The sequence below is a fragment of the Pseudomonas sp. MYb193 genome (assembly GCF_002966775.1).
Classification (GTDB): domain Bacteria; phylum Pseudomonadota; class Gammaproteobacteria; order Pseudomonadales; family Pseudomonadaceae; genus Aquipseudomonas; species Aquipseudomonas paracarnis.
In genome coordinates this window covers 1559129-1585460 of record NZ_CP023269.1, presented here as the reverse complement: position 1 = coordinate 1585460, position 26332 = coordinate 1559129, and the positions used below count along the sequence as shown (strand labels likewise).

The following is a 26332-nucleotide window of genomic DNA, read 5'->3' as shown; positions in this document are numbered from 1 at the left end:
CCGGTTTGCAAAACAGCCGGCCTCCTTGCCCGCCGCCTACCGGATCCTGTCATGTTACGAATCACCGAACTCAAGCTGCCCATCGACCATCCCGAAGAAGACCTGCGCACTGCCATCGTGCAGCGCCTGGGCATCGCCAGTGATGACCTGCTCGATTTCACCCTGTTCAAGCGCAGCTACGATGCGCGTAAAAAGACCTCCGAGCTGTGCTTCATCTACACCGTCGACCTGAACGTGAAGGGTGAAGCCGCCCTGTTGCTCAAGTTTGCCGACGACCGCAACGTCAACCCGGCACCGGATGTCAGCTACAAGGTGGTGGGCCAGGCGCCGGAAGGCCTGGCTGAGCGGCCAATCGTGGTGGGCTTCGGTCCCTGCGGGATTTTCGCCGGGCTGCTGCTGGCACAGATGGGCTTCAAGCCGATCATCCTCGAGCGCGGCAAGGAAGTGCGCCAACGCACCAAGGACACCTGGGGCCTGTGGCGCAAAAGCGTGCTCAACCCCGAGTCCAACGTGCAATTCGGTGAAGGCGGCGCAGGCACCTTCTCCGACGGCAAGCTGTACAGCCAGATCAAGGACCCGAAATTCCACGGTCGCAAAGTGTTGCACGAGTTCGTCAAGGCCGGCGCGCCGGAAGAAATTCTCTACGTCAGCAAGCCGCACATCGGCACCTTCCGCCTGACCGGCGTGGTGGAAAACATGCGCGAGCAGATCATCGCCCTGGGCGGTGAAGTGCGCTTCGAGCAGCGGGTCACCGACGTGTTGATCGAAGACGGCCAGTTGAACGGCGTGGTCATCGACGGCGGCGAGCAGATCCTCTCCAAGCACGTGATTCTTGCCCTGGGCCACAGCGCCCGTGACACCTTCCGCATGCTCCACGACCGTGGCGTGTACATGGAAGCCAAGCCGTTCTCGGTGGGTTTCCGTATCGAACACCCACAGTCGCTGATCGACGCCGCACGCCTGGGTAAATACGCCGGCCACCCGAAGCTGGGTGCTGCGGACTACAAGCTGGTGCACCACGCCAAGAACGGCCGTTCGGTCTACAGTTTCTGCATGTGCCCGGGCGGCACCGTCGTGGCTGCGACCTCGGAGCCCCATCGCGTCGTGACCAACGGCATGAGCCAATACTCGCGTAACGAGCGCAATGCCAACTCTGGCATCGTGGTAGGCATTACCCCCGAGGTGGATTACCCGGGTGGCCCGCTGGCCGGTATCGAGTTGCAGGAACGCCTGGAGTCCCACGCCTACATCCTCGGCGGCAGCAACTACGAGGCCCCCGCGCAACTGGTAGGTGACTTCATCGCCGGCAAACCCTCCACCGCGCTGGGCAGTGTGGAGCCGTCCTACAAACCCGGCGTGTCGTTGGGCGACCTGGCCCTGGCCCTGCCGGACTTCGCCATCGAAGCCATCCGCGAAGCCTTGCCGGCGTTCGAGAAGCAGATCAAAGGCTACTCGCTGCACGATGCGGTGCTGACCGGCATCGAGACCCGCACCTCGTCACCACTGCGCATTACCCGCAACGAGTCGATGCAGAGCCTGAACGTCAAAGGCTTGTTCCCGGCCGGAGAAGGCGCGGGGTACGCCGGTGGGATTCTGTCGGCGGGTGTCGATGGGATTCGGATCGCCGAAGCGTTGGCGCGGGATATGCTCGGCATCGAGGCCTAAAGCACGCTGAAGGCCAGCATAAATCCCGTGTGGGAGCTGGCTTGCCTGCGAAAGCGGTGGTGCAGTTAAAAATTCAGTGACTGACACTCCGCTTTCGCGGGCAAGCCCGCTCCCACAGGGGATCTGTGCCGGGCGTTGATCCTGTGGGCAATGCATGGCCAATGTGGGAGCTGGCTTGCCTGCGATAGCGGTGGTGCAGTTAAAAATTCAGTGACTGACACTCCGCTTTCGCGGGCAAGCCCGCTCCCACAGGGGATCTGTGCCGGGCGTTGATCCTGTGGGCAATACACGACCAGTGTGGGAGCTGGCTTGCCTGCGATAGCGGTGGTGCAGTTAAAAATTCAGTGACTGACACTCAGCTTTCGCGGGCAAGCCCGCTCCCACAGGGGATCTGTGCCGGGCGTTGATCCTGTGGGCAATACACGACCAGTGTGGGAGCTGGCTTGCCTGCGATAGCGGTGGTGCAGTTAAAAATTCAGTGACTGACACTCCGCTTTCGCGGGCAAGCCCGCTCCCACAGGGGATCTGTGCCGGGCGTTGATCCTGTGGGCAATACACGACCAGTGTGGGAGCTGGCTTGCCTGCGATAGCGGTGGTGCAGTTAAAAATTCAGTGACTGACACTCAGCTTTCGCGGGCAAGCCCGCTCCCACAGGGGATCTGTGCCGGGCGTTGATCCTGTGGGCAATACACGACCAGTGTGGGAGCTGGCTTGCCTGCGATAGCGGTGGTGCAGTTAAAAATTCAGTGACTGACACTCCGCTTTCGCGGGCAAGCCCGCACACAGTTGGATAGTGGCGTGTCAGATATTAGCGCGCAGGATGTTAGCGGGTAGCGCCTCACCGCGCTCGACACTCGCCGCAACCGCCGCGATCAACCCTTCCAGCTCATAGCCCTGCCCCGCCAGCCACGCTTGATCGTAATAGGTCGTGGCATAGCGCTCACCACCATCGCACAAGATCGCGACGATCGACCCCGACTCCCCCGCCGCTTTCATCTGTTGCGCCGCCATCAGCGCACCGATCAGGTTGGTCCCGCTGGAACCGCCAACCCGCCGCCCCAAACGTTCAGCCAGGTAATGCATGGCCGCCAGGGATAATGCATCCGGCACCTTGACCATGGCGTCAATCACCGCCGGCAGAAACGATGCTTCCACCCGTGGGCGACCAATCCCTTCAATCCGCGAGCCACAGTCCAGGCGCAGGCTGGCGTCACCACTCTGGTAGAAGTCGAAGAACACCGAGCGTTCGGCATCGGCACACAACACCCGCGTGCAATGCTGGCGATAACGCACATAACGGCCCAGGGTCGCGGTGGTGCCGCCGGTGCCAGGGCTGGAAATCAACCAACTCGGCTCCGGGTGCTGTTCAAAGCGCATCTGCTGGAAGATCGATTCGGCGATGTTGTTGTTCGCCCGCCAGTCGGTGGCACGTTCGGCGTAAGTGAACTGGTCCATGAAGTGACCACCGCTTTCCTGGGCCAGGCGTTCGGATTCGGCGTAGATCTGCGTCGGATCCTGGACCAGATGGCTCTTGCCACCATAGAAGGCAATCTGGGCGATCTTCTCTTGGGACGTGGTCGCGGGCATGACGGCAATGAACGGCAAGCCGAGCAAGCGCGCGAAGTAGGCTTCAGAGATCGCGGTGGAGCCGCTGGACGCTTCAATAACGGGGGCGCCCGGCTTGAGCCAGCCATTGCACAGCGCATACAGGAACAGCGAGCGCGCCAGCCGGTGTTTCAGGCTGCCGGTGGGGTGGCTGGACTCATCCTTGAAGTACAATTCGATGCCTGGCAAACCCGGTAATGGCAGCGGGATCAGGTGGGTATCGGCGCTCCGCTGGAAGTCCGCTTCAATGATACGAATGGCTTCGCGGGCCCAGGTACGGTGGTCGCTCATGGTGGTTTCTCTAAAGGTTCTCAGCGGTGATCTTAGGATGTTTCCCACGCTTCACACAGATACAGTGACGACGCAATTGGACACACAATTGCTAGTCTTTAACCCACCGATGTTCCGGCCAACCCCTTATAACAAATAAGAATATAACTTTTGTTTTAACAACTAACGGTACGGGTTAGGGTACCCACCTATTGAACCTGGATTGGAGAGCATCCCTTGCCTCTGCGTAGCACTTTTACCCGTTTCTTCCAGTTGGAAGCCGCCAGTGGTCTGTTGTTGATCGCCGCTGCCGCTTTGGCACTGATTATCAACAACTCACCGTTGTCGCACCTGTACAACGCCTTTCTCGACACGCCGGTGGTGGCTCAGGTTGGCGCGTTGAAAATCGCCAAGCCGGCGCTGCTTTGGATCAACGATGGCCTGATGGCCCTGTTTTTCCTACTGATCGGCCTGGAGGTCAAGCGTGAGCTTCTGGATGGCCACCTGTCCAAGCCTTCGCAAGTGGTGCTGCCTGGCGCAGCGGCCATCGGCGGCATGGTGGTGCCGGCGCTGATCTACTGGGCGCTTAACAAGGACAACCCGGCCGCCCTGGCCGGCTGGGCGATCCCCATGGCCACCGACATTGCCTTTGCGCTGGGCGTTCTGGCCCTGCTGGGCAAGCGCGTACCGGTGTCGCTGAAGCTGTTCCTGATGACCCTGGCGATCATTGATGACCTTGGCGCCATCATCGTCATTGCCTTGTTCTATTCCGCTGACTTGTCCACGGCATCCCTGGCGGGCGCGGGAGCCTGCTTGATTGCGCTGATTGCGATGAACCGCCTGGGCGTGATCAAACTGGGGCCGTATATGATCATCGGCCTGATCCTGTGGGTGTGCGTGCTCAAGAGCGGTGTGCATGCGACCTTGGCGGGTGTAACCCTGGCGTTCTGCATTCCACTGCGCACCAAGAATGCCGAAACCTCACCGCTGCTGAGCCTGGAACACGCCCTGCACCCCTGGGTGGCCTACGCCATCCTGCCGCTGTTCGCGTTCGCCAATGCCGGTGTGTCACTCACCGGTGTCAGCCTGGAGAGCTTCACCCACTCCGTGCCCATGGGCATCGCCGCGGGCCTGTTGATCGGCAAGACAGTCGGTGTGTTCGGCCTCACCTGGCTGGCGATCAAGACCGGCATCGCCTCACTGCCCAGCGGCGCCAATTGGGGCCAGGTACTGGGCGTGGCGATCCTGTGCGGGATCGGCTTCACCATGAGCCTGTTTGTCGGCTCCCTGGCGTTTGTGCCGGGCGCCAGTGAGTTTGCCGGTGAAGATCGCATGGGGATTCTGACCGGGTCGATCCTGGCGGCCTTCATCGGGTATGCGATGACGGCGATGGCAAGTCGCAAGAAAGCCGTCGGTGCATGATTGAAGTCAGTCAGTTGTAGGAGCGAGCTTGCTCGCTCCTACAAACAAAACCCCCAACCGGTCACCCGGTTGGGGGTTTTTCTTCGCCTGTAGCTCAAGGCTTAGCGAGTAACGCGGCTGGTACCGTCGACGGTCATGATGCGTACGCGGTCGCCAATGCGGAAGATTTCATTTTCCTGCACGGCTTGTACGTAGGCACGCATGCTGCCGTCGTCTTCGCGCACGGTGATTTCCACGCCCTGGGTACGGGTCAGGCCTTCTTCGGTGGCCGAGCCCAGCAGGCCGCCCGCAACTGCGCCGATCACAGCAGTCACGATGCTGCCACGGCCGCCACCGATGGCGCTGCCGCCAACGCCGCCGATGACTGCGCCCGCGGCGCCGCCGATTGGGGTCTTGGTCCCTTCGATTTTCACCGGACGCAGGGATTCGATGGTGCCCATGCGAACGGTCTGTACACGACGCGCCTCATCACGAGAGTACGAGTCGCCGGTCAGACTCGAGGCGCAGCCACCCAACAGCAACGACAGGGTGGTAAAGCAGGCAACTAGTAAAACGGACTTACGCATAGCATCAACTCCAAAGGACAGGTATTCATTAAACGCTGTGGCTTGGCGCGTGTCACGGCGCACCAGGCAGAAACTTGCTTTCATTCAGCCTGAGTACAGACTGCCAGCACCAGAGAACTCGACGAACGGTAACCAAGCCAGGGTACGGAACGATGCCATAACCGGCTCGATCAGTGTAGCCGCACAGCCGAAACCGTCCGAAGTCTCTTGAACAGAGACTTCGACGCAACGGTGTTGATTCAGGTGGGATGACGAAAGGTGACGCTCAGGGCGCCAGGCGCTCGCGGCACCATTGGCCGTCTTGCAGGCGGTAGTTGAGGCGATCATGCAGGCGGCTGGCGCGGCCTTGCCAGAACTCGATGCGCTCAGGCAGTAAACGGTACCCTCCCCAATGCTCGGGGCAATCGGGCTGGGTATCGCTGAAACGCTCTTCAGTGGCCTTGAGCAGCGCCTGCAGCTCTTGGCGATCACGAATGACTTTGCTCTGCGGAGAGGCCCAGGCACCCAGGCGACTGCCCAACGGGCGCACCTGATAATAAGCATCCGACTCTTCAGGCGTGACCTTGGCCACGCGCCCTTCAATGCGTACCTGGCGCTCCAGGGTGGGCCAGAAGAAGGTCATGGCCGCAAACGGCCGCGCCGCGAGTTGTTCACCCTTGGCGCTCTGATAGTTGGTGAAGAAGGTAAAGCCCTGTGCATCCAGGCCCTTGAGCAGCAGGATGCGGCAGTGCGGGCGGCCGTCCTGATCCACTGTCGCCAGCGTCATGGCATTGGCCTCCACTGGCGGCTGTTCGGTTTTCACCGCATCAGCAAACCATTGGTGGAACAACGCAAACGGCTCGTCCGGGGCCTGGGCCTCGCTCAAACCGTCCCGTGTGTAGTCACGGCGCATATCGGCCAGTGCCTGGGTCATGCGGCTTTATCCTTGTGGTTCAACAGCTCAATTCTTCGCCTGATCGTTCGAAGCGGGTGCCGCCTTGGCTTTTGCCGTGGCAGGTTTCTTCGCAGCCGGCTTGGCCGCAGCCTTTTTAGCCGCTGGCTTGGCCGCCGCTTTCTTGGCCGTGGCCTTTTTGGCAGGCGCTTTGGCCGCCGGTGCTGGCGCAGGCACATTCTGCACTGCGACCATTTCGGCTACGGGCGGGGTCTTGCCGGAGTTGTACTTGCTCAGCAGTGCCAACATCGTTGTACGCTGAGTGAACATGATTTCCATGCGACGGTTCAGCGCACGCCCCTGATTGCTGTCGTTGGCGGCACGCGGCATAAGGTCGCCCATGCCACGCAGCATCAAGCGATCCTGTTTCAGACCACTCAGGCTAAAAATCGAGGCAATGGACTGCGCGCGTTCCTTGCTCAACGCCTGGCTGGCGGGGGCGCTGCCCGTGGCATCAACGTGGCCCAGCACCAGTACGGCGGTCTTCGGGTCAGCTTCAACGGCCTTGGCCACCCGCGTGAACGGGCCCAGGGTCACCGGCAGCAACATGGCCGGACGCTTCGGGTTGTAGGAACCGTCTACCGGGGCAATCACCACCAGGGTGTTGTCACGGCGCTCCAGTTGCAGGTTGCTGTCCTTGATGGCCGCACGCAGGCGTGGTTCGTATTCGTCCAGCCAGGCTTGGGTGATCTTCGGGTCAGGCATTGGTACGTTGGTCACATCGACCTTGGCCAATGGCTTTGGCTTGCTTTCGAACGGCCACCACCAGCGCGGCTCGCTGTCGGTCTTGGCGACGACAGGTGCCGCGTCCGAGGCCGGGGTTGCCGCCTTGAGGTCGGCTTTCAGGTCAGCCTTGGCGTCGGCGGCTTTGTCTTCGGCACTCTTGGTGGAAAACGGCCACCAGCTGTAACCGGTGTCGGCTTTGGCAGCCGGGGCAGCGGCAGCAGCGGTGACAGGCTCAACAGGCTTGGCACCGGCGGCCGGCTTGGCGTCGGGCTTGGCATCCGGCTTGGCGTCGGTCAGGGCCACTGGATCCTTGGTCGCCGCTTTGTCAGATCCAAATGACCACCAATGCCCACCTTCGGCATCATTTTGTGGAGTTTGTGCACAACCCGTAATAGTGAGGCACAGCGCCAGTGCCAAAGACTTGTTCGATAACATGAGATATCCACAAAATGAGAAAAAACCAGAGGGTCGCAGGACCCGTTAAACAGACGCTAAAAGTACATTCAAGTTACAACATGTCGTTCAGCATCTTTTTTATACTTGCCTTTGTAACAAAAAACTGTGAAACAGCAAGGGGTTTATAGACAACCGGCCAATATTCCGACCAACTTCTGGGCCCGCGGGTCCATAAGTACGTAAGGCCCCAGGGTATTAGTCACAAAACCGAAGGCTACATCATGTTCAGGGTCGGCAAACCCGACTGAGCCCCCTGCCCCGGGATGCCCGAATGCACGTGGCCCGAGGCCGAACGTGGCATTGGGCAACTGCGGTTGATCCAACATGCAGCCCAGGCCGAAGCGGGTTTGGGTCAATAAGGTTTTATCCAGCCCGATACTGTGCTCGCGGGTCAATTGTTCGAGCATGTCGCTTTCCAGCAAACTACCGTCCAACAAACCACTATAAAACCCGGCCAGGCTGCGCGCATTACCGTGGCCATTCGCCGCAGGCTGCTGCATGCGTCGCCATTCGGGCTTATTAGTGCTGGTCAGAATAGACGGTGGATTGGCAAATGCACGGGTAGTCATCGCCGCCGGCTCGCGCATCATTACTTGAAGTAACCGTTGCGCGGCTTCATCCCCCATAGTGCCTTTGCTGCGCGCTATATGAGCGACGCGATAAAACTCTTCATCCGCCAGGCCTACATGGAAGTCCAGCCCCAATGGGCGTGCCACCCGCACCACGATCGACTCCCCCGGCCCGCGCCCGTCGGCGCGGCGCAACAGTTCGCCAACCAGCCAACCGTAGGTGATCGCCTCATAGCCGTGGCCCTGGCCCGGTGTCCACCACGGGGCCTCGGCCGCCAAGGTATCGACCATCAATTGCCAGTCGTACAACGCTTCGGTAGGCAGCATTTCGCGGATGGCGGGCAGCCCGGCCTGGTGGCAGAGCAACTGGCGCAGCGTGATCGCGTCCTTGCCAGCAGCGGCAAACTCCGGCCAGTACTCGGCCACCGGCGCATCAAGCTTGAGCTTGCCTTCGGCCACCAGTTGCAGGGCAGTCACTGCCGTAAAGGTCTTGGTGCAGGAGAACAGGTTGACGATGGTATCGCTGTGCCAGGCCTCGGCACCGTCCTTGTCGGCAGTACCGGCCCACAGGTCGACGACGGTTTGCCCGCCGATCTGGATGCACAGCCCGGCACCACGCTCCTGAGGATCATCGAACAGGGCGGCGAAGGCTTCGCGCACCGCTTCGAACTGCAGCTCGTAATGACCCTGAATCTGCACCTAAGTCCCCTCGGAAAACACCATGAAAAGTGGTCGCCATTCTTTCAGCCATTGTAGGTTTTGTGAACCCGTCAACGATGAATCAATGACCATTTCCAGCGTGTCCACCGGCATGCCCAGCCCCCTGCCCCGCGCCTTTGCCGTCGCGCCCCGGCTTGCCGGCTTCACTTTCACGCATCGCTTGGGTGGCCTTGGCTTTTTGCGCCTCACGGCCCAACTGGTCGAGCGCGGCCAGGTTGCTCTTGCGCACCGTCTCGACAAAGCCCTGGAAGGGTACATCGGTGATGCCGACCAGGCCGAAATGGCCGTTTTCACCATCCAGCAGACGCCCGGTTACCGGCTGGTCCAGGTATTGAAACCAATGCACCCCGACAATCGACGGCTCGGCCACCGCCTGCTTGAGGAAGGTGGAGTACGCCGCGCCGCGCTCTTCTTCGCGGGCCAGTTGCGTCACGCCGCCCCAGAACGGGCCGCGGTCGGCGGAGCCAAAGTTGAATTCGGTGATCAGTACCGGTTTGTCCAGCGCACGCAGCGCGGCGAAGTCATAACCGTCCTGGGGTTTCAGGGTGTACATGTTGAAGCTCAGCACGTCGCAATACTGCGCGCACGAAGCGACGGCCTCGGGCGTGCTCACCGCAAAACGGCCGCCCAGCAACAGCTGGTTGGGCGCGTGCCACTTCAGCGAGTCGGAAATGGTCTTGAAGTAAGCATCGGCGAAGGTCTTCTGGAAATATTTGAAGTCGGCTTCGATTTCCGGGTGTTCAGGGCTGGGCATCGGCGGCTCGAAGCCTGGGTCTTCCATCAGTTCCCAACCAGCCAGTTGAATACCCCAGGCTTTGGAAAGGCCCTCTTCATTGCGGTATTTATCGCGCAGTTGCTTGAGGAAGGCGCGCTTGGCCGGCACGTCGGTGGTCATGCGCAGGGTGCCGTACGCCAGGGCGTAGCGGGATTTTGCATCCTCGCCAGGACCGGCCCAGGCCAGTTCGTTGTCGGCAAAGAAACCGATCAGCCAAGGATCGTCACGGTGATCGCGTGCGGCAATAGCTACTGCGCGCTCGGTAGCCATGGCAAAGCGCGGGTCGAACGGATCGGGCATGCCGCCCCACCAGTCGGTGCCGGTGCTGATGCTGGCATAGTCACCGACAATCGACAGCGGCAAGGTGTACGGCACGCGGTCGGCAGTGGCCAGGTCCGGATCGCTCCAGTTGCCGACGGTGTTGAAGCCCCAGGCTTGCAGGCGATCGAGGGTATGGGTCACCCAGCGTGGCTGGTCCAACGCGTCACCGCCGTAAGTGCGCTGCAAGTTGGCCCCATAGAAATCGTACCAACGCCCGGAGCCAAAACCGCGGCCTTCGCCGGCGCCGTTGCCGGTGCGGCTGTCGTCGCTGCCGTAGTACTTGTCAAAGGGTTCGCCGGCCTTGGGCAGCGCCGCGAACATCCACTCGCGCCCCGCCACATAGGTCTGGCTGTTGTCCGGCGCCACGGTGTTCACCCCCAGCGAGTAGAACGGATGCCCCTGCGGCGTCACCAGGTACCAGCGGCCGTCGCGCTTCTGGGTGCGGAAAAAACCGCTGGCGTCGAAGGCCGGGCCCTTCTTCCAGCCACCGTATTGATCCAGGGAGGACTTGTCCCGCTCGGCCAGCCAGGTCTTGAGCTGCTGTTGTTCCTTGGCGGCCGATGCCTTGAGTTGCTCGTCGCTGCTGACCTTCTCCGGCCAGCGTGCGCGGTTGGATTGGCCATAGGCATCCACCAGTTCAGTGTAGGCAGCCTTCAATACCGGCTCGCTGTCCTGCACGCCAAAGCGCTCCAGCAGGATACTTTGAGCGGCATTGGGCTTGAGCATCGACAGGGTCACCGAGACGATCTGGCTGCGGTCGATTTCCCCGGCGCTGGCGGCCAGCAATACCCGTTGGCCATCCACAGTCATCGGCATCGGCGGGCCGGCCTTCATGCCCTGGCTCAGCGGTGAGTTGGCTTGCAGCGGGACGAGCAGCGTCTGGGCCGGGCCGGCAGGCAGGTCGATGCGGCTGACGAGCGTCTTGCCGTCGGCGCTCTGCACCTTGACGTAAAGGGTCAGCGCCCAGTTCATCGCGCTCTGGATACGCAGGCTCATGGCGCTCGATTGCGACCAGTCCCACGTCCCCGTCTGCGGGCTGAGCACCAGGCTCGGCTCGGCCGCTGGGTTGAAGGTGATGCGGCGCAGCACATCGCCTTCGGGCGTTTGTTCGGCATTGTATTGCGGCAGGCTGGCGTCCTGGGTCGCCACCTTGACCACATCGGCCGGCCGGACGAAGTTGAACAGCGTTTGTTGCCCCTCGGGCGCCGCCATCAACGGCGCAGCGAACAGCAGGGCAAAAAGAGCGGGCAGCGTGCGAATCATACGAACAAGGTTCTCCCAAACGGCCGGTGACTGGCCTGATGATAGTGATGAGATAGACCACAGAGTGGGCGAATCCGCCCACGGTGGCTTAAGAAATTTCGCGCCTGAACGGCGGCAATGCATTGAGGATCGCCTTGCCATAGCGCTGGGTAACCAGGCGACGGTCGAGCAAGGTGATGGTGCCGCGGTCTTCTTCGGTACGCAGCAGACGCCCGCAGGCCTGCACCAGCTTCAGTGAAGCATCCGGCACCGAGATTTCCATGAACGGGTTGCCGCCCCGGGCTTCGATCCATTCGGCCAGTGCGGCCTCGACCGGGTCATCCGGCACCGAGAACGGGATTTTGGCGATCACCACATGTTCGCAGTAGGCACCGGGCAAGTCCACGCCTTCGGCAAAGCTGGCCAGGCCGAACAACACGCTGGAATCCCCACCGTCGACCCGCGCCTTGTGCTTGTTCAGGGTTTCCTGCTTGGACAGGTTGCCCTGGATAAACACCTGCTTGCGCCAGTCGCGGTCGAGGCCGTCGAACACGTCCTGCATCTGTTTGCGCGACGAGAACAGCACCAGGGTGCCGCGGGAGCCTTCCACCAACGACGGCAGATCACGAATGATCGCCGCCGTGTGCGCTGCCGCATCCCGTGGGTCGGCCTTGAGGTCTGGCACCCGCAGCACGCCGGCGTCAGCGTGATGAAACGGGCTGGGCACCACGGCGGTGACGGCCTTTTTCGGCAGGCCGGCACGCATGCGGAAGCGGTCAAAGGTGCCCAGGGCCGTCAGCGTGGCCGAGGTTACCAGGCAGCCATAGGCGACGTTCCACAGGTTGCGGCGCAGCATTTCAGCGGCGAGGATCGGACTGGCGTTGACCTCGATATCGAACAGCGCACCGCTTTCCGACAACGTCAGCCAACGGGCCATGGGCGGGTTGTCTTCCGGGTCTTCGACGGTAAAGGCGGTCCACAGCTCCCAATTGCCTTGGGAACGAGACAGCAAACTGCCGAACAAGGGATACCACTCTTCGGCCTGGTTGCTGGCGATGCCGATATTGACCTCGCCATCCATGCCTTCCTTGAGCAAGTCCGTCAGGCGGGTGAACAGGTCGGTCAGGCGTGAAAAGCCTTTCTTCAGCTCGATGCCCATTTCGCGCATGTGCTCGGGAATCATCCCGCCGACAAAACGGTGGCGCGGGCGCTCTCGGCCCTCGACGTCTTCACCGGGCTTGAAGTCCGCAACCTGCTCGCAGGCGCTGAACATGAACTGCTGCTGGGTCTTGATCTCGCGCGCCAGCTCCGGCACTTGCTCGATCAACTTGCCCAGGTCGCCGGGCAACGGGTGCTGGGCGAGTAACTTGGTGAGGTTCTTGGCAGTGGTTTCCAGCCAGTCGGCCGTGGAGCGCAAGCGGGTGTAATGGGCGAAATGGCCAATGGCCTTGTCTGGCAGGTGGTGGCCTTCGTCGAACACATAGAGGGTGTCGCGTGGGTCGGGCAGTACCGCACCGCCACCCAGGGCCAGGTCAGCCAATACCATGTCGTGGTTGGTGACGATGACATCTACCTTGCCCATGCCTTCGCGCGCCTTGTAGAAGGCGCACTGGCCGAAGTTGGGGCAATGGCGGTTGGTGCATTGGCTGTGGTCGGTGGTCAGGCGCGCCCAGTCTGAATCTTCCAGGGCGGTGGGCCAACTGTCGCGGTCGCCGTCCCATTTGTTGCCGGCCAGCTTCTCAATCATGCTGGTAAACAGCTTCTGGCTGGCCTCATCCACCTCGATCTTGAAACCTTCTTCTTCGAACAAGGAGGCGGTGGCGGTTTGGGCGTGGCCTTCCTGCAGCAATACGTCGAGCTTGGACAGGCACATATAGCGGCCACGGCCCTTGGCCAGGGCGAAGGTAAAGCTCAAGCCGCTGTTGCGCATCAGGTCGGGCAAGTCTTTGTAGACAATCTGCTCTTGCAGCGCGACGGTAGCGGTGGCGATCACCAGGCGCTTGCCAGCAGCCTTGGCCGTGGGAATCGCGGCCAGGCTGTAGGCCACGGTCTTGCCGGTACCGGTACCGGCCTCGACGGCCACTACCGCAGGCTCACCCTCGCGGCGGCCTTCGTCGTCGGTGTCGATATCCCCGAGGACTTTTGCCACTTCGGCGATCATCAGGCGTTGGCCGTAGCGCGGTTTCAAGCTCTTGGCTTCGAGAAAACGCGAATAGGCGCCCTGGATCGTGGTTTTGAGTTCAGTGCTGATCATGGATAGTCGGGCGCAAAAAACGCTGGATAAATTTTCAGTGGTTCGGATCGGCCGCTATCATACCCCGCTAATTAATCCCGCGCAGAACGGAGTACCACAATGACCGCGTTTAGCCTCGCTTATACCCTGCATGTACTGGCCGCATTGATCTGGGTCGGCGGCATGTTTTTCGCCTGGATGATCCTGCGCCCCGCCGCCATGGCGGCGCTTGAGGGCCCTGCCCGGCTCAAGCTGTGGGCAAATGTGTTTCAACGTTTTTTTGTGTGGGTGTGGGTGGCGGTGGTGCTTTTACCGATCAGCGGCATCGGTTTGCTGCAACTGCGCTTCAGTGGTTTTGAGACCGCGCCGCGTTATGTGCAGGTGATGATGGGGCTGTATCTGGTGATGACGGCGTTGTTTATCCGAATCCAGGCCTTGAAGTTCCCGGAGCTGAAGGCAGCGGTGGCGGCTGAGGATTGGTCGGCGGGCGCGGCTGCGCTGGGACAGATTCGCAGGTTGGTGGGGATTAACTTGATCGTGGGGTTGGTGGTGGTGGCGGTGGCTTCGGCTCGGCCGATGTTCTGAGGCGAGTCTTACACCGCTATCGCGGGCAAGCCCGGCTCCCACACTGGAATGCATTCCAAATGTGGGAGCCGGGCTTGCCCGCGATAGCGTCAGGCCAGGCGACTCAGAGCCGCTGGATAGTCACAGACCCCGCAGGCCCAGCCGGCCCCGGTTGCCCCTCCAACCCTGGCCGGCCCTTTTCGCCGCCGTCCGCGCGGTACACCAGGCAGCCCTTGGACTGCCCGCCCTTGCCGGGTTTACCTGCAACACCCGCCAGGCCTCCAGCCCCGCCATCGACCCAGACCTTGATCTGTTCAGCCGGGAATTCCTGCGGCAACTCCAGGCGCACCTGCGCGCCCGCCGCCCCTGGCCGGCCATCGCCGCCGTTATCGCCATTAAAGCCGCGCCCGGCTGACCCCCAGGTGCAACCCGGGTCCACGCCGTTGGCACCGTCCAGGCCCGCATATCCTTGGGCTCCAGCGCCACCACGAGCATCCACCGACAGCGCTTCGGCAGTCAGCGAGTTAATGCGCAAGGTCAGATCACGCCCAGCCTTGGCGGGTTTTTCGTGGGTGCCGGGGGCGCCCCGTGAGGTGATCTGGCTACCGTGCTCCAACTGCGCCTCGCGTACCTGCATTTGCAAGGCGGTATTGCCAGGCACAATGGTGATACGTGCTTCGCGCCCCAAGTGCAGCTCATCTACCGTGACTTGGCTGATGGTGGCCGGAATCAGCAAGGTGCCGTAGTCCGCGACGTCCAGGCGCTCGAGCTGCAACACGCTGGTGCTGCTGGGCAAGCGCATCAACGAATTGGTTTCGACACTGACGCTCTGGGCCAGGGCAACGGGGCTGACCAACAGGGCCAACAGAAAAACCTTACGCATCATGGGGCTCCTGAGTGTTTTCAAATTTTTCTTTGAGCGCACAGTAACGACTTCTACCGGCGATTTGCCAGTGAAGGATCAAAAAACTTCAATTCCACCTCGGTGGGTATCGACCGCCGCGCTCTAGGCCCACGCGCCCAGCCGCGCTAGTCTCTACGGTCTTGATACGAGGATCTGCAATGACCGCTGGAATTTCTGCCCGTACACCCCAACAAGCCTTGGCGGCCCTGCTGGACCTTCACAGGCCAAAACGCCTGTTGTTAGTGGGCGCCAGCCAATTTCCGGCGCTGGATGCCTTCCGGGCTGCGCACGCGGATACCGAGGTGTTCTATGCCGCGCCAGGGCCGTTGCCGGAAGACCTCGCCGTGCAGCGCTTTGACCTCGCGCTGGTGGTCGACTGCCTGGAGCACCTGTCCAAACCCCAGGGCCTGACCCTGCTCGGAGGCATCCGTAACCTCAACGCCAGCCGCATTGCCGTGCTGGTCGACCTGGATGCCTGCGACTGGAAGGACACCGACTTTTTCTCCCTGGCCCTGCAAGCCGGCGAACGCTTCCAACGCGATGATCAGGTGCTGACGCTGTTTACCTATGATCTGCTTGACTATAAACAGGTGCCGGACTGGCTCAACGCCCGCTTCTGGGCCAACCCGGAAAACTTCGGAAAGTATTGGTGGTAACCCGATGAGTACATCCATTTGCCCGTGCGGCAGCGGCAATCTGCTGGATGCCTGCTGCGGCCATTATCACGCCGGCCACCCGGCCCCCTGCGCCAGCGCGTTGATGCGCTCGCGCTACAGCGCCTATGTGCTGGGCCTGGTCGATTACCTGGTCGCCACTACGCTGCCTGCGCAACAGGCCGGCCTGGACCGCGACGCCATTGCCGCCTGGAGTGCGCAGAGCACCTGGCTGGGCCTGGAGGTGGAAAGCTGCGAGGTATTCGGCGGCCAGCCTGAGCACGCCTTTGTCACCTTTACCGCGCGCTGGCACGACGCTGCCGGTGAACATAGTCACCGCGAGCAGTCTTCTTTCGTACAGAATGAAGGGCGCTGGTACTTCATCGACCCTACGGTAGAAGTGAAGGCCGGACGTAACGATGCCTGTTTGTGTGGCAGCGGGCAGAAATTCAAGAAGTGCTGTTCCAGCTACTTCTAATCACTCGACGGGGATAGCGCCATGCTTCGGATGTATAGCTTGATGCTGGCGTTGACCCTGGGCCTGACCGGCTGCGCGTCCTGGTTCGAAGACGACGCGCCGCCACCCCACGTTTCCCTGGTCAAGGTCGAAGTGGTACGGGCCAAGCTGCTGGAACAGAAATTCAAGCTGTACTTTCGCGTGGACAACCGTGACGACGCCGACCTGACCGTGCGCGGCCTGGTCTACAAGGTCAGCCTGGGCAACCTGGTGTTGACCGAAGGCGAGTCCAACGAGTGGCTGACCGTACCGCCACGCGGCCATAAATTCTTCAAGGTCTCGGTGCGCACCAACCTCTGGCCGCAGGTGCGCGAGGTGGTGCAGATGTTGAAAAATCCCGACGAGCCCGTGCCTTATCGCCTGGAAGGCGAACTGAAAACCGGATTATTCATCGGTAATGACGTGCAGGTGGCACACAATGGCGAGATAATCCCCGGCGATTTTATTCCGGAGCAACATCGATGACACAGCAACCCCATGTCCATGGTCCTGACTGCAACCACGATCATGATCATCATGATCACGACCACGGCCATGTCCACGGCCCGAACTGCGGCCACGCTCACCAGGAGCCGGTGCGCAATGCGTTGAAGGACGTAGGTCGCAACGATCCTTGCCCGTGCGGCAGCGAGAAAAAATTCAAGAAGTGCCACGGCGCTTAAGCTGTACTGAAGATCAAAATGCCGGCGGCCCCCCGCCCCAGCCTTGATCCAAGGTTGCAGGCGATCAAATGTGGGAGCGGGCTTGCTCGCGAATGCGTTACGTCAATTGATACAGACACTGACTGATACACTGCTTTCGCGAGCAAGCCCGCTCCCACACAGTTCTGCGCCTGACTCAAGTTCTAATGCTTAACCCAAAACTCCCGCTTGCGTCGTTTCGCCGCGCTCACTAACGTAGCGCCTTTACTGACGCTACCCCCCGCAGGAGCTTTGCCATGGCCTCGCCAGCCCTCTTACATTTTCTTCCCCGGTTCGGCGTTGCCGCGGCAGTGGTCAGTGCCTTGGGCCTGGCCGGTTGCCAGCTCCAGAACACCCAGGACACCCTGCCGCCCGTTGCCGGCGTGCAGCCAATCAAGGGCCTGGCACAGAATGTGTCGGTGCGCCGCAATGCCCAAGGCATGCCGCTGATCGAAAGCAACACCTTCCACGACGCTCTGTTCAGCCTCGGTTACGTGCACGCCAGCGACCGCATCACCCAGATGGTCACCCTGCGCCTGCTAGCCCAGGGCCGTCTGGCGGAAATGTCGGGGCCGCAAGTGCTGGACGTCGACCGTTTTATGCGGGCGGTCAACCTCAAGAAAAGCGCTGGCGAGTTGTACAACGCTTCATCGCCGCGCCTCAAACGCTTCTTTGAAGTGTATGCCCGAGGCGTCAACGCCTACCTGTTCCGTTATCGCGACAAGTTGCCGACGGACCTGACCCAGAGCGGCTACAAGCCCGAGTACTGGAAGCCGGAAGATTCGGCGCTGCTGTTCTGCCTGCTCAACTTCAGCCAGTCGAGCAATCTGCAGGAGGAGCTTTCGTCCCTGGTGCTGGCGCAAAAGGTCGGCGTCGACAAACTGGCCTGGCTCACCCCAAGCGCACCGGACGAACCCGTCCCGCTGGCCGAAGCCGACAAGCTCAAAGGCGTCAACGTGAACCAGATCACCGGCCTCGCCGGGCTGGAGACGGTGGGCCAGCAATTGCGCGGCCTTAATGCCCTGGGCGTCACCACCTCAAGCAACTGGGCCATTGGCCCGCAACGCAGCCGCAGCGGCAAAAGCCTGTTGGCCAATGATATCGCCGCGCAGCCACAAGCACCGTCGCCGTGGAACTACGTACAGATTCGTGCGCCCAAATACCAGGCCGTCGGTGCTTCGATTGCCGGCCTGCCGACCCTGCTGGCGGGTTTCAACGGCAAAGTGGCGTGGAGCATGAGCGCGGTCAAGGGCGACACCCAGGACCTGTTCCTGGAGAAGGTCAAGCGCCAGGGCAGTGCGCTGTACTACGAGAACAACGGCAAATGGCTGCCGGCCGGCGTGCGCAACGAAACCTTCTTCATCAAGGGCCAGCGCTCGATTCGCGAAGTGGTGTACGAAACCCGCCACGGCGCTCTGCTCAACAGCAGCCAGGCGCTCACCAGCGGTCTTGGCCTGGCCTTGCAAACCGCCGACTTCAAGGACGACAAGAGCCTGGATGCGTTCTTCGACCTGTCCCGTGCGCAAAACGCCGGCAAGGCCTCGGATGCTACCCGCGAGATTCGCGCCATCGCCCTGAACATGATCTTCGCCGACGCCAGCAACATCGGCTGGCAGGTCACCGGCCGTTTCCCCAACCGCCGCGAAGGCGAAGGCCTGTTGCCATCGCCGGGCTGGGACACGCGCTTTGACTGGGACGGCTACGCCGACGCGATGCTGCACCCGTACGACCAGGACCCGGCCCAAGGCTGGATCGGCACCGCCAACCAGCGTACCGCGCCGCGTGGCTACGGCATGCAACTGTCCAACGCCTGGGATGCACCGGAGCGCAGCGAGCGCCTGGCGCAACTGGCCAACGCCGGCAAGCATGACAGCCGCAGCCTGATCGCCATGCAATACGATCAGACCACCCTCTTCGCCGCCAAGCTCAAGAACATGTTCCAGGCTCCGGGCATGGCCCAGCCGCTCAAGCAGGCCATCGAGGCCCTGCCGACAGCGGAACGTGCCAAGGCCCGCGAAGCAATGGAGCGCCTGATGGCCTTCGATGGTCGGCTGGCAACCACCTCGGCTGACGCGGCAATCTACGAACTGTTCCTGCAGGAAAGCGCGCGGCAGATCTTCCTGGACAAACTTGGCCCGGAAAACAGCGCCAGTTGGAAAGCCTTCGTCAGCAACGCCAGCCTGTCCTACTCGGCCATCGCCGACCACCTGCTGGGCCGTGAGGACAGCCCATTCTGGGATGACACGCGTACACCGCAAAAAGAAGACAAACCCGCGATCCTGGCTCGCACCCTGGCCGCCGCCATCACTACTGGCGACAGCCAACTGGGCGCCGACCACAAGGCCTGGCAGTGGGGCAAGCTGCACAGCACCACCTGGAAAAATACCAGCGGCCAGGTCATCCGCGGTCCCTTTGCCAGCGGTGGCGACCACAATACCTTGAACCCGGCGCCGTATAGCTGGGGCCAGGATTTCAACGCGACCCAGGTGTCGGCGCTGCGCATGATCATCGACTTCGGCCAGGCGGAACCGATGATGGGCCAGGGCGGCATCGGCCAATCCGGCAACCCGGCCAGCCCGAACTATGCCAACGGCATCGACCCGTCGCTGAAAGCGCAGTACCTGAGCTTCCCGATGCAGCCGCAGAACTTTGAAAAGGTGTATGGCAAGACAAGGTTGACCCTGACGCCTGGTAAGTAACCGGGCTTCCCTGACGAAACTGGACAACGCTGTGGGAGCTGGCTTGCCTGCGATAGCAGCCGACGGTAACCACGATGCGAAGCGAGCCGCTCTTGATCTTGCTCTGCTTGTGATCTTGATCTGGCTTTTGATCTTAGGCGCCCCGTTAAACCACGCTGGCCGGAATTCGACAGGGATTTGGGGGGTAAACCGGCAGGGATGCCGGTTTACCCCCCAAATCCCTGGCGGATTACGGGCACACCGAGCCTAGGCGAGGTGCCGAGTGGTGGGGCAAGAGCGTTTTGCTTACTTTGCCGCTTTTGCAAAGTGAGCCGCCGTCAGGGCGGAACCCTAAGTGGCCGTTACCGCAGCAATGGATATGTACACAACCCAGCTGTGTTGACTGCCAGGCCGCCTTCGCGAGCAAGCCCGCTCCCACAGTTGGATCGCGGGGCATCAGGCCGACATCGAAGACAAGCCCACCTTTGCACTGCCCGCATTCAAATAGAACTTCTAGACCCAGCCCCGCCTCATAAGTAACAAGCCCACCGCCCCGGCAACCCCATGGACCTTGTCATCGCCCGCCCCGAAGGCCTCTACTGCCCTGCCGGTGATTTTTATATCGACCCCTGGCGCCCAGTGGAACGTGCGGTCATCACTCACGCCCACGGCGACCACGCCCGCACCGGCAATCAACACTACCTGGCCGCCGCCCCCGGCGAAGGTATCCTGCGCTGGCGCCTGGGCCAGGACATCAACCTGCAAACCCTGGCCTACGGTGAACGGTTGGTGCATCACGGCGTGACCTTGAGTTTCCATCCGGCCGGGCATGTACTGGGCTCGGCCCAGGTACGCCTGGAATACCAGGGCGAGGTCTGGGTGGCGTCCGGCGACTACAAGGTCGAACCCGATGGTACCTGCGCGCCCTTCGAACCGGTGCGTTGCCACACCTTTATCACCGAATCCACCTTCGGCCTGCCGATTTACCGCTGGCAGCCCCAGGCGCAGATTTTTGCCGGGATCAATGACTGGTGGCAGGCCAATATCGCCAGCGGCAAAGCCAGCGTGTTGTTCTGCTACTCCTTCGGCAAGGCCCAACGCATCCTCCATGGGCTGGACGCCAGCATCGGCCCGATCCTCAGCCACGGCGCGGTCGAACCGTTGAACCGGGTGTACCGCGAAGCGGGCATCTACATCCCCGAGACGCTGTATGCCGGCGACTTCAAAAAGACCGACCCACTGCTGCGCCAAGCCCTGATCATCGCCCCGCCCTCCGCTGGAGGCAGTACCTGGATGCGCCGCTTTGGCGACTACAGCGACGCCTTCGCCAGCGGCTGGATGCGCCTGCGCGGTACCAGACGGCGGCGCGGCGTGGACCGTGGCTTCGTGCTCTCGGACCACGCCGACTGGCCGGGCCTGTTATGGGCCATCGAACAAACCGGCGCGCAACGGGTGATGGTCACCCATGGTTCGGTGGGTGTGTTGGTACGCCACCTGCGGGAAAAGGGCTTGGATGCCCAAGGCTTCAGCACCGAATACGGCGATGACGAAGAAGAGGCCACGGCATGAAAGCCTTCGCTGAGCTGTACGCCAACCTCGACGCTACTACTTCCAGCAATGCCAAGCTCGCGGCCCTGCAAGCCTACTTCCTGCAGGCGCCGCCAGCAGATGCCGCTTGGGCCGTTTACTTTCTTAGCGGCGGGCGGCCACGACAGCTGGTGCCGACGCGACTGCTACGGGACATGGCCACCGAAGCGGCCGGTATCGAACCCTGGCTGTTCGAAGAGAGCTACCAGTCCGTGGGTGACCTGGCCGAGACCATCTCCCTGCTCCTGCCAGAATCCACCTACACCTCCGAAGACGGCCTGGCCGTGTGGCTGGAAGAAAAACTGCTGCCCCTGCGCGGTCTGCCACCCTTGGACCTGGCAGACCGGCTGCCGGCCCTGTGGGCACAACTGGACCAACCGAGCCTGATGGTGTGCATCAAGTTGATCACCGGCAGCTTTCGGGTGGGCGTCTCAAAACTGCTGGTGACCCGCGCCCTCGCTGCCATGGCCGACCTCGACAGCAAGCGCGTGGCGCAGCGGTTGGTGGGCTACACCGATTTGTCGAACCGTCCCACAGCCGAAGGCTATCTAAAGCTGATTGCCGCCGAATCCTCCGACGAACACGCGCAACGTGGCGGGCAACCCTATCCGTTTTTTCTGGCTCACGGGCTGGCGCAACCGGTGGAGCAATTCGACACGCTGCTCGGTTCACCCGCCGATTGGCAGGTGGAATGGAAGTTTGATGGCATCCGCGCACAACTGGTCAAGCGCGAGGGACGCCTGTGGGTCTGGTCTCGCGGTGAAGAGTTGCTGACTGAACGCTTCCCCGAACTCCATAGCCTGGTCGGTGGCCTGCCCGACGGTACGGTGATCGATGGCGAAATTGTGGTGTGGAAAGACTCGGTACAACCCTTCGCGTTGCTGCAACAGCGCATTGGCCGCAAGACCCTGAGTAAAAAAGTCCTTGAGGATGCGCCGGTGGCGGTGCTCGCCTACGACTTGCTGGAGTATCAGGGCGACGACTGGCGCAACCACATCCAGGCCGAACGTCGCACCCAATTGGAACAGGTCATCGCTGCGTGCAACCAACCGGTGTTATTGCCTTCGCCCTTGCTGGAAGGCAAGTCCTGGGCAGCCTTGGCCGAGCAGCGCGAAGCCTCTCGCAGCCTGGGCGTGGAAGGCATGATGCTCAAGGATCGCAACGGCCTCTACGGCGTGGGCCGCACCAAGGACATGGGCCTGTGGTGGAAATGGAAGGTCGACCCCTTCAGCGTCGACGCCGTGTTGATCTACGCCCAGCGCGGCCATGGCCGGCGCGCCAGCCTCTACAGCGACTACACCTTCGCGGTATGGGACGGCCCACCGGGAAGCGAGCGCACCCTGGTGCCGTTCGCCAAGGCATATTCCGGGCTGACCGACGAAGAAATGCGCAAGGTCGACGCCATTGTGCGCAAAACCACGCTGGAGAAGTTCGGCCCGGTCAGCAGCGTGACGCCGAGCATGGTGTTTGAGTTGGGTTTTGAAGGGATTGCCCTGTCCAAGCGGCACAAGAGCGGGATTGCGGTGCGGTTTCCGCGGATGCTGCGCTGGCGCCAGGACAAGGCGGTGGATGAAGCGGACAACCTGGCCACGCTACAAGACTTGCTGACTTGACATAGCTCCCACATGCCAGGTCTACCTTTGACCCGAAATAGTGCGCTCATTTGCTGACGCCCATTTTTGGGCGCCGCCTACACTTGGACCTGCCTTATCCCACCGTTTAAAAAGCCCATCCGGAACTATGGTGCAGAAATTGCTACTTGTGATGGGTCTGACACCGTTCAGTAACAGTCCTAATCGCGCCACAAGCGCTTATCTTGGTTTCCAGGGATTACATAATGAAAAAAGCATTGCTGACCCTTTCTGCACTGGCTCTGTGCATGGCTGCTGGTGTCGCTACAGCCAAGGAATACAAGGAATTGCGTTTTGGTGTCGACCCTTCCTACGCACCGTTCGAATCCAAGGCCGCCGACGGCAGCCTGGTGGGCTTCGATATCGACCTGGGCAATGCGATCTGCGCGGAGCTGAAGGTCAAGTGCAAGTGGGTCGAAAGTGACTTCGACGGCATGATCCCGGGCCTCAAAGCCAATAAATTCGATGGCGTGATCTCGTCGATGACCGTGACCCCCGTGCGCGAGAAGGCCATCGACTTCTCCTCCGAGCTGTTCTCGGGCCCGACTTCGCTGGTGTTCAAGAAAGGCGCCGGCTATTCGACGCCAGAATCCCTCAAGGGCAAATCGGTAGGTTACGAGCAAGGCACCATCCAGGAAGCCTACGCCAAGGCCGTACTGGATAAAGCCGGGGTGACCACCAAGGCTTACGCCAACCAGGACCAGGTGTACGCCGACCTGACCTCCGGGCGCCTCGACGCTTCCGTGCAGGACATGCTCCAAGCCGAACTGGGCTTTCTCAAGTCGCCAGCCGGTGCTGGCTATGAAGTGAGCGCCGCCATCGACGACCCGCTGCTGCCGTCGAAAACCGCCATCGGTATCAAAAAAGGTAACACTGAACTCAAGGCGCTTTTGGATAAAGGTATCAAAGCGTTACACGATGATGGCACCTACGCCACTATCCAGAAGAAACACTTTGGCGATCTGAACCTGTACAGCGGCAAGTAAAGCCTGGGGCGCCCTGCTTCAGGTGGGGCGCTTTTTTATCGCCATAGGTCCTGATTTATGTTCGAAGATCTGTTGCAAACCCTTGGGCTGAGCGCATTCAGCCTGAAGGGTTTCGGCCCGCTGTTGCTGCAAGGCACCTGGATGACCGTCAAGTTGTCGGTGCTGTCCCTGGCCGTCAGCGTATTGCTGGGCCTGCTCGGCGCCAGCGCCAAACTGTCCAGCCTGGCCATTGTGCGTATCCCCGCCCAGCTCTATACCACTCTGATTCGCGGTGTACCGGACCTGGTGCTGATGCTGTTGATTTTCTACAGCCTGCAAACCTGGCTCAGTGGCTTTACCGACTTTATGGAATGGGAATACATCGAGATCGACCCGTTCAGCGCCGGGGTGATCACCCTGGGCTTTATCTACGGTGCGTATTTCACCGAAACCTTTCGCGGTGCGATCCTCGCCGTGCCCCGCGGCCAACTCGAAGCCGCCACCGCTTACGGGCTCAAGCGCGGGCAGCGGTTTCGCTACGTGACCTTCCCGCAGATGATGCGTTTTGCGCTGCCGGGCATCGGCAATAACTGGATGGTGATGCTCAAGGCCACCGCACTGGTGTCGATCATCGGCCTCGCAGACTTGGTAAAAGCCGCCCAGGACGCTGGCAAGAGCACCTATCAACTGTTTTATTTCCTGGTGCTGGCGGCGCTGATCTACCTGTTGATCACCAGCGCCTCCAACTTTGTCTTGCGCCGACTTGAACGTCGCTACTCCGCAGGCGCCCGGGAGGCCGTGCGATGATTGAGCTATTGCAGGAATACTGGCGCCCTTTTCTGTACAGCGACGGCCAGCACATCACCGGCCTGGCCATGACCTTGTGGCTGCTCAGCGCCTCATTGGTCATCGGTTTTCTGGTGTCGATTCCACTGTCCATCGCCCGCGTTTCGCGCAAGCGCATGGTGCGTTGGCCCGTGCAGTTCTACACCTACCTGTTTCGTGGCACGCCGCTCTATATCCAATTGCTGATCTGCTACACCGGCATCTACAGCCTTGCCGCCGTACGAGCACAACCGGTGCTGGATGCGTTCTTTCGCGACGCGATGAACTGCACCCTGCTCGCCTTCGCCCTCAACACCTGCGCCTACACCACGGAAATTTTCGCCGGGGCAATCCGCAGCATGGCCCACGGCGAAGTCGAGGCGGCCAAGGCTTACGGCCTCAGCGGCTGGAAGCTGTACGCCTACGTGATCATGCCTTCTGCGTTGCGACGCTCGTTGCCCTACTACAGCAACGAAGTGATCCTGATGCTGCACTCGACCACCGTGGCCTTTACCGCGACGATCCCGGACATCCTCAAAGTGGCACGGGATGCCAACTCTGCCACCTTCATGACCTTCCAGTCATTTGGCATTGCCGCATTGATCTATCTGACGGTGACCTTTGCCCTGGTCGGCCTGTTTCGCCTGGCGGAACGTCGTTGGCTGGCCTTTCTCGGGCCTAGCCACTAAGGAGCTTGCATGCACCATCAGCTACATGACCTGATCGCACCGGTGCCCGGCACGGCGCGGCAGATCCACAGTTTTCACTTCGGCCCGCAGCAGCCCGAAGGCAAGGTGTACATCCAGTCCTCCCTGCACGCCGATGAATTGCCGGGCATGCTGGTGGCCTGGCATCTGAAGGCGCGCCTGGCAGAACTTGAAACGGCCGGGCGCTTGCGCAGCGAAATCGTGCTGGTGCCCGTCGCCAACCCGGTGGGCCTCGAACAGGTATTGATGGATATCCCCTTGGGCCGCTACGAACTGGAAAGCGGGCAGAACTTCAATCGCCTGTTTGTCGACCTCAGCGAAGACGTCGGCAACCAGGTCGAAGACCTGCTGGGCGATGATCCCCAGCGCAATGCCCAATTGATCCGCAGCGCACTGTCCCGCGCCCTGGCCGCGCACACCGCCCAGACCCAGTTGCACTCCCAACGCCTGGTTCTGCAACGCCTGGCCTGTGATGCCGACGTGGTGCTGGACCTGCATTGCGACTTCGAAGCCGTGGCGCACCTGTACACCACGCCCGAAGCCTGGCCACAGGTAGAACCGTTGGCGCGCTACCTGGGCTCGGAGGCCAACCTGTTGGCCACCGATTCCGGTGGGCAGTCTTTTGACGAGTGTTTCACCCTGGTGTGGTGGCAGTTGCAGCAACGCTTCGGCGAACGCTACCCGATCCCCATGGGCAGCTTGTCGGTGACCGTCGAGCTGCGTGGCCAGGGCGATGTCAACCACGGCCTCGCCGCGCTGGACTGCCAGGCCATCATTGATTATTTGATCCACTTCGGCGCCGTTCGCGGCGATGCAGCCCCCTTGCCTGCCCTGGCCTACCCGGCTACGCCGTTGGCGGCGGTGGAGCCAGTGACGACTACGGTGGGTGGCTTGCTCGTGTTCAGCGCCCTGCCGGGGGAATACCTGGAGGCGGGGCAATTGGTCGCTGAAATCATCGACCCCATTACCGACCGCGTGACGCCTGTGCACTGCCAGCACGCCGGGCTGCTTTACGCCCGTTCGCTACGCCGCATGGCCACGGCCGGCATGGTGATCTGCCATGTCGCCGGCACACAGGCCTACCGCAGCGGTTATCTACTTTCGCCTTGAGGATGCACGC

22 protein-coding genes are annotated in these 26332 nt (G+C 61.5%); 14 read left to right on the top strand and 8 right to left on the bottom strand.

What is annotated here, in order from left to right; genetic code table 11:
- The first annotated feature begins 51 nt into the window (after positions 1–51).
- Positions 52–1665: an NAD(P)/FAD-dependent oxidoreductase gene (locus tag CLM72_RS07380; RefSeq protein ID WP_019817841.1), complete on the top strand. Its 1614-nt coding sequence runs from the start codon at positions 52–54 to the stop codon at positions 1663–1665.
- An 801-nt stretch (positions 1666–2466) separates the two neighbouring features.
- On the opposite strand, the gene CLM72_RS07375 is transcribed toward CLM72_RS07380, so the two are convergent.
- Entirely contained in the window at positions 2467–3561 is a 1095-nt protein-coding gene (locus CLM72_RS07375) for a PLP-dependent cysteine synthase family protein (RefSeq protein WP_054897976.1), read from the bottom strand.
- Between the two features lie 216 nt (positions 3562–3777).
- Here CLM72_RS07375 and nhaA point away from each other — a divergent pair, with 216 nt between their 5' ends.
- Complete coding sequence (nhaA, locus tag CLM72_RS07370; RefSeq protein WP_105226049.1) at positions 3778–4962, top strand: Na+/H+ antiporter NhaA; 1185 nt, start codon at positions 3778–3780, stop codon at positions 4960–4962.
- A gap of 101 nt (positions 4963–5063) precedes the next feature.
- Here the strand turns inward: nhaA and CLM72_RS07365 are convergent, their stop codons facing one another.
- From CLM72_RS07365 to dinG, 6 genes are all read right to left on the bottom strand, one after another.
- Positions 5064–5528: a glycine zipper 2TM domain-containing protein gene (locus tag CLM72_RS07365; protein ID WP_003189251.1), complete on the bottom strand. Its 465-nt coding sequence runs from the start codon at positions 5526–5528 to the stop codon at positions 5064–5066.
- A 265-nt stretch (positions 5529–5793) separates the two neighbouring features.
- Positions 5794–6441 carry a pyridoxamine 5'-phosphate oxidase gene (pdxH, locus tag CLM72_RS07360; protein ID WP_105226048.1) on the bottom strand — a complete coding sequence of 216 codons (648 nt, stop codon included), beginning with the start codon at positions 6439–6441 and terminating at the stop codon, positions 5794–5796.
- 27 nt (positions 6442–6468) lie between these two features.
- A complete protein-coding gene (locus tag CLM72_RS07355) occupies positions 6469–7620 on the bottom strand; it encodes an OmpA family protein (RefSeq protein ID WP_105226047.1) in 1152 nt (383 codons plus the stop codon).
- Positions 7621–7763: 143 nt separating this feature from the next.
- A complete protein-coding gene (locus tag CLM72_RS07350) occupies positions 7764–8909 on the bottom strand; it encodes a serine hydrolase domain-containing protein (protein WP_105226046.1) in 1146 nt (381 codons plus the stop codon).
- Between the two features lie 82 nt (positions 8910–8991).
- Positions 8992–11289, bottom strand: coding sequence for a beta-galactosidase (locus CLM72_RS07345; protein WP_105226045.1), 2298 nt, complete (start codon positions 11287–11289; stop codon positions 8992–8994).
- A gap of 88 nt (positions 11290–11377) precedes the next feature.
- The gene (gene dinG, locus CLM72_RS07340) at positions 11378–13522 is read right to left on the bottom strand and encodes an ATP-dependent DNA helicase DinG (RefSeq protein ID WP_014717263.1); all 2145 of its coding nucleotides are present in this window, start codon (positions 13520–13522) and stop codon (positions 11378–11380) included.
- A 99-nt stretch (positions 13523–13621) separates the two neighbouring features.
- Here dinG and CLM72_RS07335 point away from each other — a divergent pair, with 99 nt between their 5' ends.
- The gene (locus CLM72_RS07335) at positions 13622–14086 is read left to right on the top strand and encodes a CopD family protein (RefSeq protein WP_105226044.1); all 465 of its coding nucleotides are present in this window, start codon (positions 13622–13624) and stop codon (positions 14084–14086) included.
- A gap of 103 nt (positions 14087–14189) precedes the next feature.
- Here CLM72_RS07335 and CLM72_RS07330 read toward each other — a convergent pair whose 3' ends face one another.
- The gene (locus CLM72_RS07330) at positions 14190–14948 is read right to left on the bottom strand and encodes a hypothetical protein (RefSeq protein WP_105226043.1); all 759 of its coding nucleotides are present in this window, start codon (positions 14946–14948) and stop codon (positions 14190–14192) included.
- 179 nt (positions 14949–15127) lie between these two features.
- Here CLM72_RS07330 and CLM72_RS07325 point away from each other — a divergent pair, with 179 nt between their 5' ends.
- The 11 genes from CLM72_RS07325 to CLM72_RS07265 all read left to right on the top strand — a co-directional run bounded on the left by CLM72_RS07325 (position 15128) and on the right by CLM72_RS07265 (position 26322).
- The gene (locus tag CLM72_RS07325) at positions 15128–15625 is read left to right on the top strand and encodes a DUF6231 family protein (protein ID WP_105226042.1); all 498 of its coding nucleotides are present in this window, start codon (positions 15128–15130) and stop codon (positions 15623–15625) included.
- 4 nt (positions 15626–15629) lie between these two features.
- Complete coding sequence (locus tag CLM72_RS07320) at positions 15630–16100, top strand: YchJ family protein (protein WP_105226041.1); 471 nt, start codon at positions 15630–15632, stop codon at positions 16098–16100.
- A 21-nt stretch (positions 16101–16121) separates the two neighbouring features.
- On the top strand, positions 16122–16604 hold the full coding sequence (locus CLM72_RS07315; RefSeq protein ID WP_105226040.1) for an LEA type 2 family protein: 483 nt from the start codon (positions 16122–16124) through the stop codon (positions 16602–16604).
- The gene (locus tag CLM72_RS07310; protein ID WP_003189235.1) at positions 16601–16801 is read left to right on the top strand and encodes an SEC-C metal-binding domain-containing protein; all 201 of its coding nucleotides are present in this window, start codon (positions 16601–16603) and stop codon (positions 16799–16801) included. The genes CLM72_RS07315 and CLM72_RS07310 overlap by 4 nt, the downstream gene beginning before the upstream one ends.
- 275 nt (positions 16802–17076) lie before the next feature.
- Positions 17077–19518, top strand: coding sequence for a penicillin acylase family protein (locus CLM72_RS07305; RefSeq protein WP_105226039.1), 2442 nt, complete (start codon positions 17077–17079; stop codon positions 19516–19518).
- Between the two features lie 543 nt (positions 19519–20061).
- Positions 20062–21066 (top strand): ligase-associated DNA damage response exonuclease, encoded by a 1005-nt coding sequence (locus CLM72_RS07290; protein ID WP_054897985.1) that lies wholly within the window; start codon positions 20062–20064, stop codon positions 21064–21066.
- Complete coding sequence (locus tag CLM72_RS07285) at positions 21063–22697, top strand: ATP-dependent DNA ligase (RefSeq protein ID WP_105226036.1); 1635 nt, start codon at positions 21063–21065, stop codon at positions 22695–22697. The genes CLM72_RS07290 and CLM72_RS07285 overlap by 4 nt, the downstream gene beginning before the upstream one ends.
- A 224-nt stretch (positions 22698–22921) precedes the next feature.
- Positions 22922–23701, top strand: coding sequence for a transporter substrate-binding domain-containing protein (locus CLM72_RS07280; RefSeq protein WP_014717255.1), 780 nt, complete (start codon positions 22922–22924; stop codon positions 23699–23701).
- 57 nt (positions 23702–23758) lie between these two features.
- On the top strand, positions 23759–24487 hold the full coding sequence (locus CLM72_RS07275; RefSeq protein WP_105226035.1) for an ABC transporter permease: 729 nt from the start codon (positions 23759–23761) through the stop codon (positions 24485–24487).
- Positions 24484–25194: an ABC transporter permease gene (locus CLM72_RS07270; protein WP_054917884.1), complete on the top strand. Its 711-nt coding sequence runs from the start codon at positions 24484–24486 to the stop codon at positions 25192–25194. The genes CLM72_RS07275 and CLM72_RS07270 overlap by 4 nt, the downstream gene beginning before the upstream one ends.
- Positions 25195–25203: 9 nt before the next feature.
- Positions 25204–26322 carry a succinylglutamate desuccinylase/aspartoacylase family protein gene (locus tag CLM72_RS07265; protein WP_105226034.1) on the top strand — a complete coding sequence of 373 codons (1119 nt, stop codon included), beginning with the start codon at positions 25204–25206 and terminating at the stop codon, positions 26320–26322.
- The last annotated feature ends 10 nt before the right edge of the window (positions 26323–26332 follow it).

What these genes read in the sequence shown, in the direction of transcription:
- CLM72_RS07380 (WP_019817841.1), top strand. Translation starts at nt 52, where the DNA reads ATGTTACGAATCACCGAACTCAAGCTGCCCATCGACCATCCCGAAGAA.
- CLM72_RS07375 (WP_054897976.1), bottom strand. Translation starts at nt 3,561, where the DNA reads ATGAGCGACCACCGTACCTGGGCCCGCGAAGCCATTCGTATCATTGAA.
- CLM72_RS07365 (WP_003189251.1), bottom strand. Translation starts at nt 5,528, where the DNA reads ATGCGTAAGTCCGTTTTACTAGTTGCCTGCTTTACCACCCTGTCGTTG.
- pdxH (WP_105226048.1), bottom strand. Translation starts at nt 6,441, where the DNA reads ATGACCCAGGCACTGGCCGATATGCGCCGTGACTACACACGGGACGGT.
- CLM72_RS07355 (WP_105226047.1), bottom strand. Translation starts at nt 7,620, where the DNA reads ATGTTATCGAACAAGTCTTTGGCACTGGCGCTGTGCCTCACTATTACG.
- CLM72_RS07345 (WP_105226045.1), bottom strand. Translation starts at nt 11,289, where the DNA reads ATGATTCGCACGCTGCCCGCTCTTTTTGCCCTGCTGTTCGCTGCGCCG.
- dinG (WP_014717263.1), bottom strand. Translation starts at nt 13,522, where the DNA reads ATGATCAGCACTGAACTCAAAACCACGATCCAGGGCGCCTATTCGCGT.
- CLM72_RS07335 (WP_105226044.1), top strand. Translation starts at nt 13,622, where the DNA reads ATGACCGCGTTTAGCCTCGCTTATACCCTGCATGTACTGGCCGCATTG.
- CLM72_RS07330 (WP_105226043.1), bottom strand. Translation starts at nt 14,948, where the DNA reads ATGCGTAAGGTTTTTCTGTTGGCCCTGTTGGTCAGCCCCGTTGCCCTG.
- CLM72_RS07325 (WP_105226042.1), top strand. Translation starts at nt 15,128, where the DNA reads ATGACCGCTGGAATTTCTGCCCGTACACCCCAACAAGCCTTGGCGGCC.
- CLM72_RS07320 (WP_105226041.1), top strand. Translation starts at nt 15,630, where the DNA reads ATGAGTACATCCATTTGCCCGTGCGGCAGCGGCAATCTGCTGGATGCC.
- CLM72_RS07315 (WP_105226040.1), top strand. Translation starts at nt 16,122, where the DNA reads ATGCTTCGGATGTATAGCTTGATGCTGGCGTTGACCCTGGGCCTGACC.
- CLM72_RS07310 (WP_003189235.1), top strand. Translation starts at nt 16,601, where the DNA reads ATGACACAGCAACCCCATGTCCATGGTCCTGACTGCAACCACGATCAT.
- CLM72_RS07305 (WP_105226039.1), top strand. Translation starts at nt 17,077, where the DNA reads ATGGCCTCGCCAGCCCTCTTACATTTTCTTCCCCGGTTCGGCGTTGCC.
- CLM72_RS07290 (WP_054897985.1), top strand. Translation starts at nt 20,062, where the DNA reads ATGGACCTTGTCATCGCCCGCCCCGAAGGCCTCTACTGCCCTGCCGGT.
- CLM72_RS07285 (WP_105226036.1), top strand. Translation starts at nt 21,063, where the DNA reads ATGAAAGCCTTCGCTGAGCTGTACGCCAACCTCGACGCTACTACTTCC.
- CLM72_RS07280 (WP_014717255.1), top strand. Translation starts at nt 22,922, where the DNA reads ATGAAAAAAGCATTGCTGACCCTTTCTGCACTGGCTCTGTGCATGGCT.
- CLM72_RS07275 (WP_105226035.1), top strand. Translation starts at nt 23,759, where the DNA reads ATGTTCGAAGATCTGTTGCAAACCCTTGGGCTGAGCGCATTCAGCCTG.
- CLM72_RS07270 (WP_054917884.1), top strand. Translation starts at nt 24,484, where the DNA reads ATGATTGAGCTATTGCAGGAATACTGGCGCCCTTTTCTGTACAGCGAC.
- CLM72_RS07265 (WP_105226034.1), top strand. Translation starts at nt 25,204, where the DNA reads ATGCACCATCAGCTACATGACCTGATCGCACCGGTGCCCGGCACGGCG.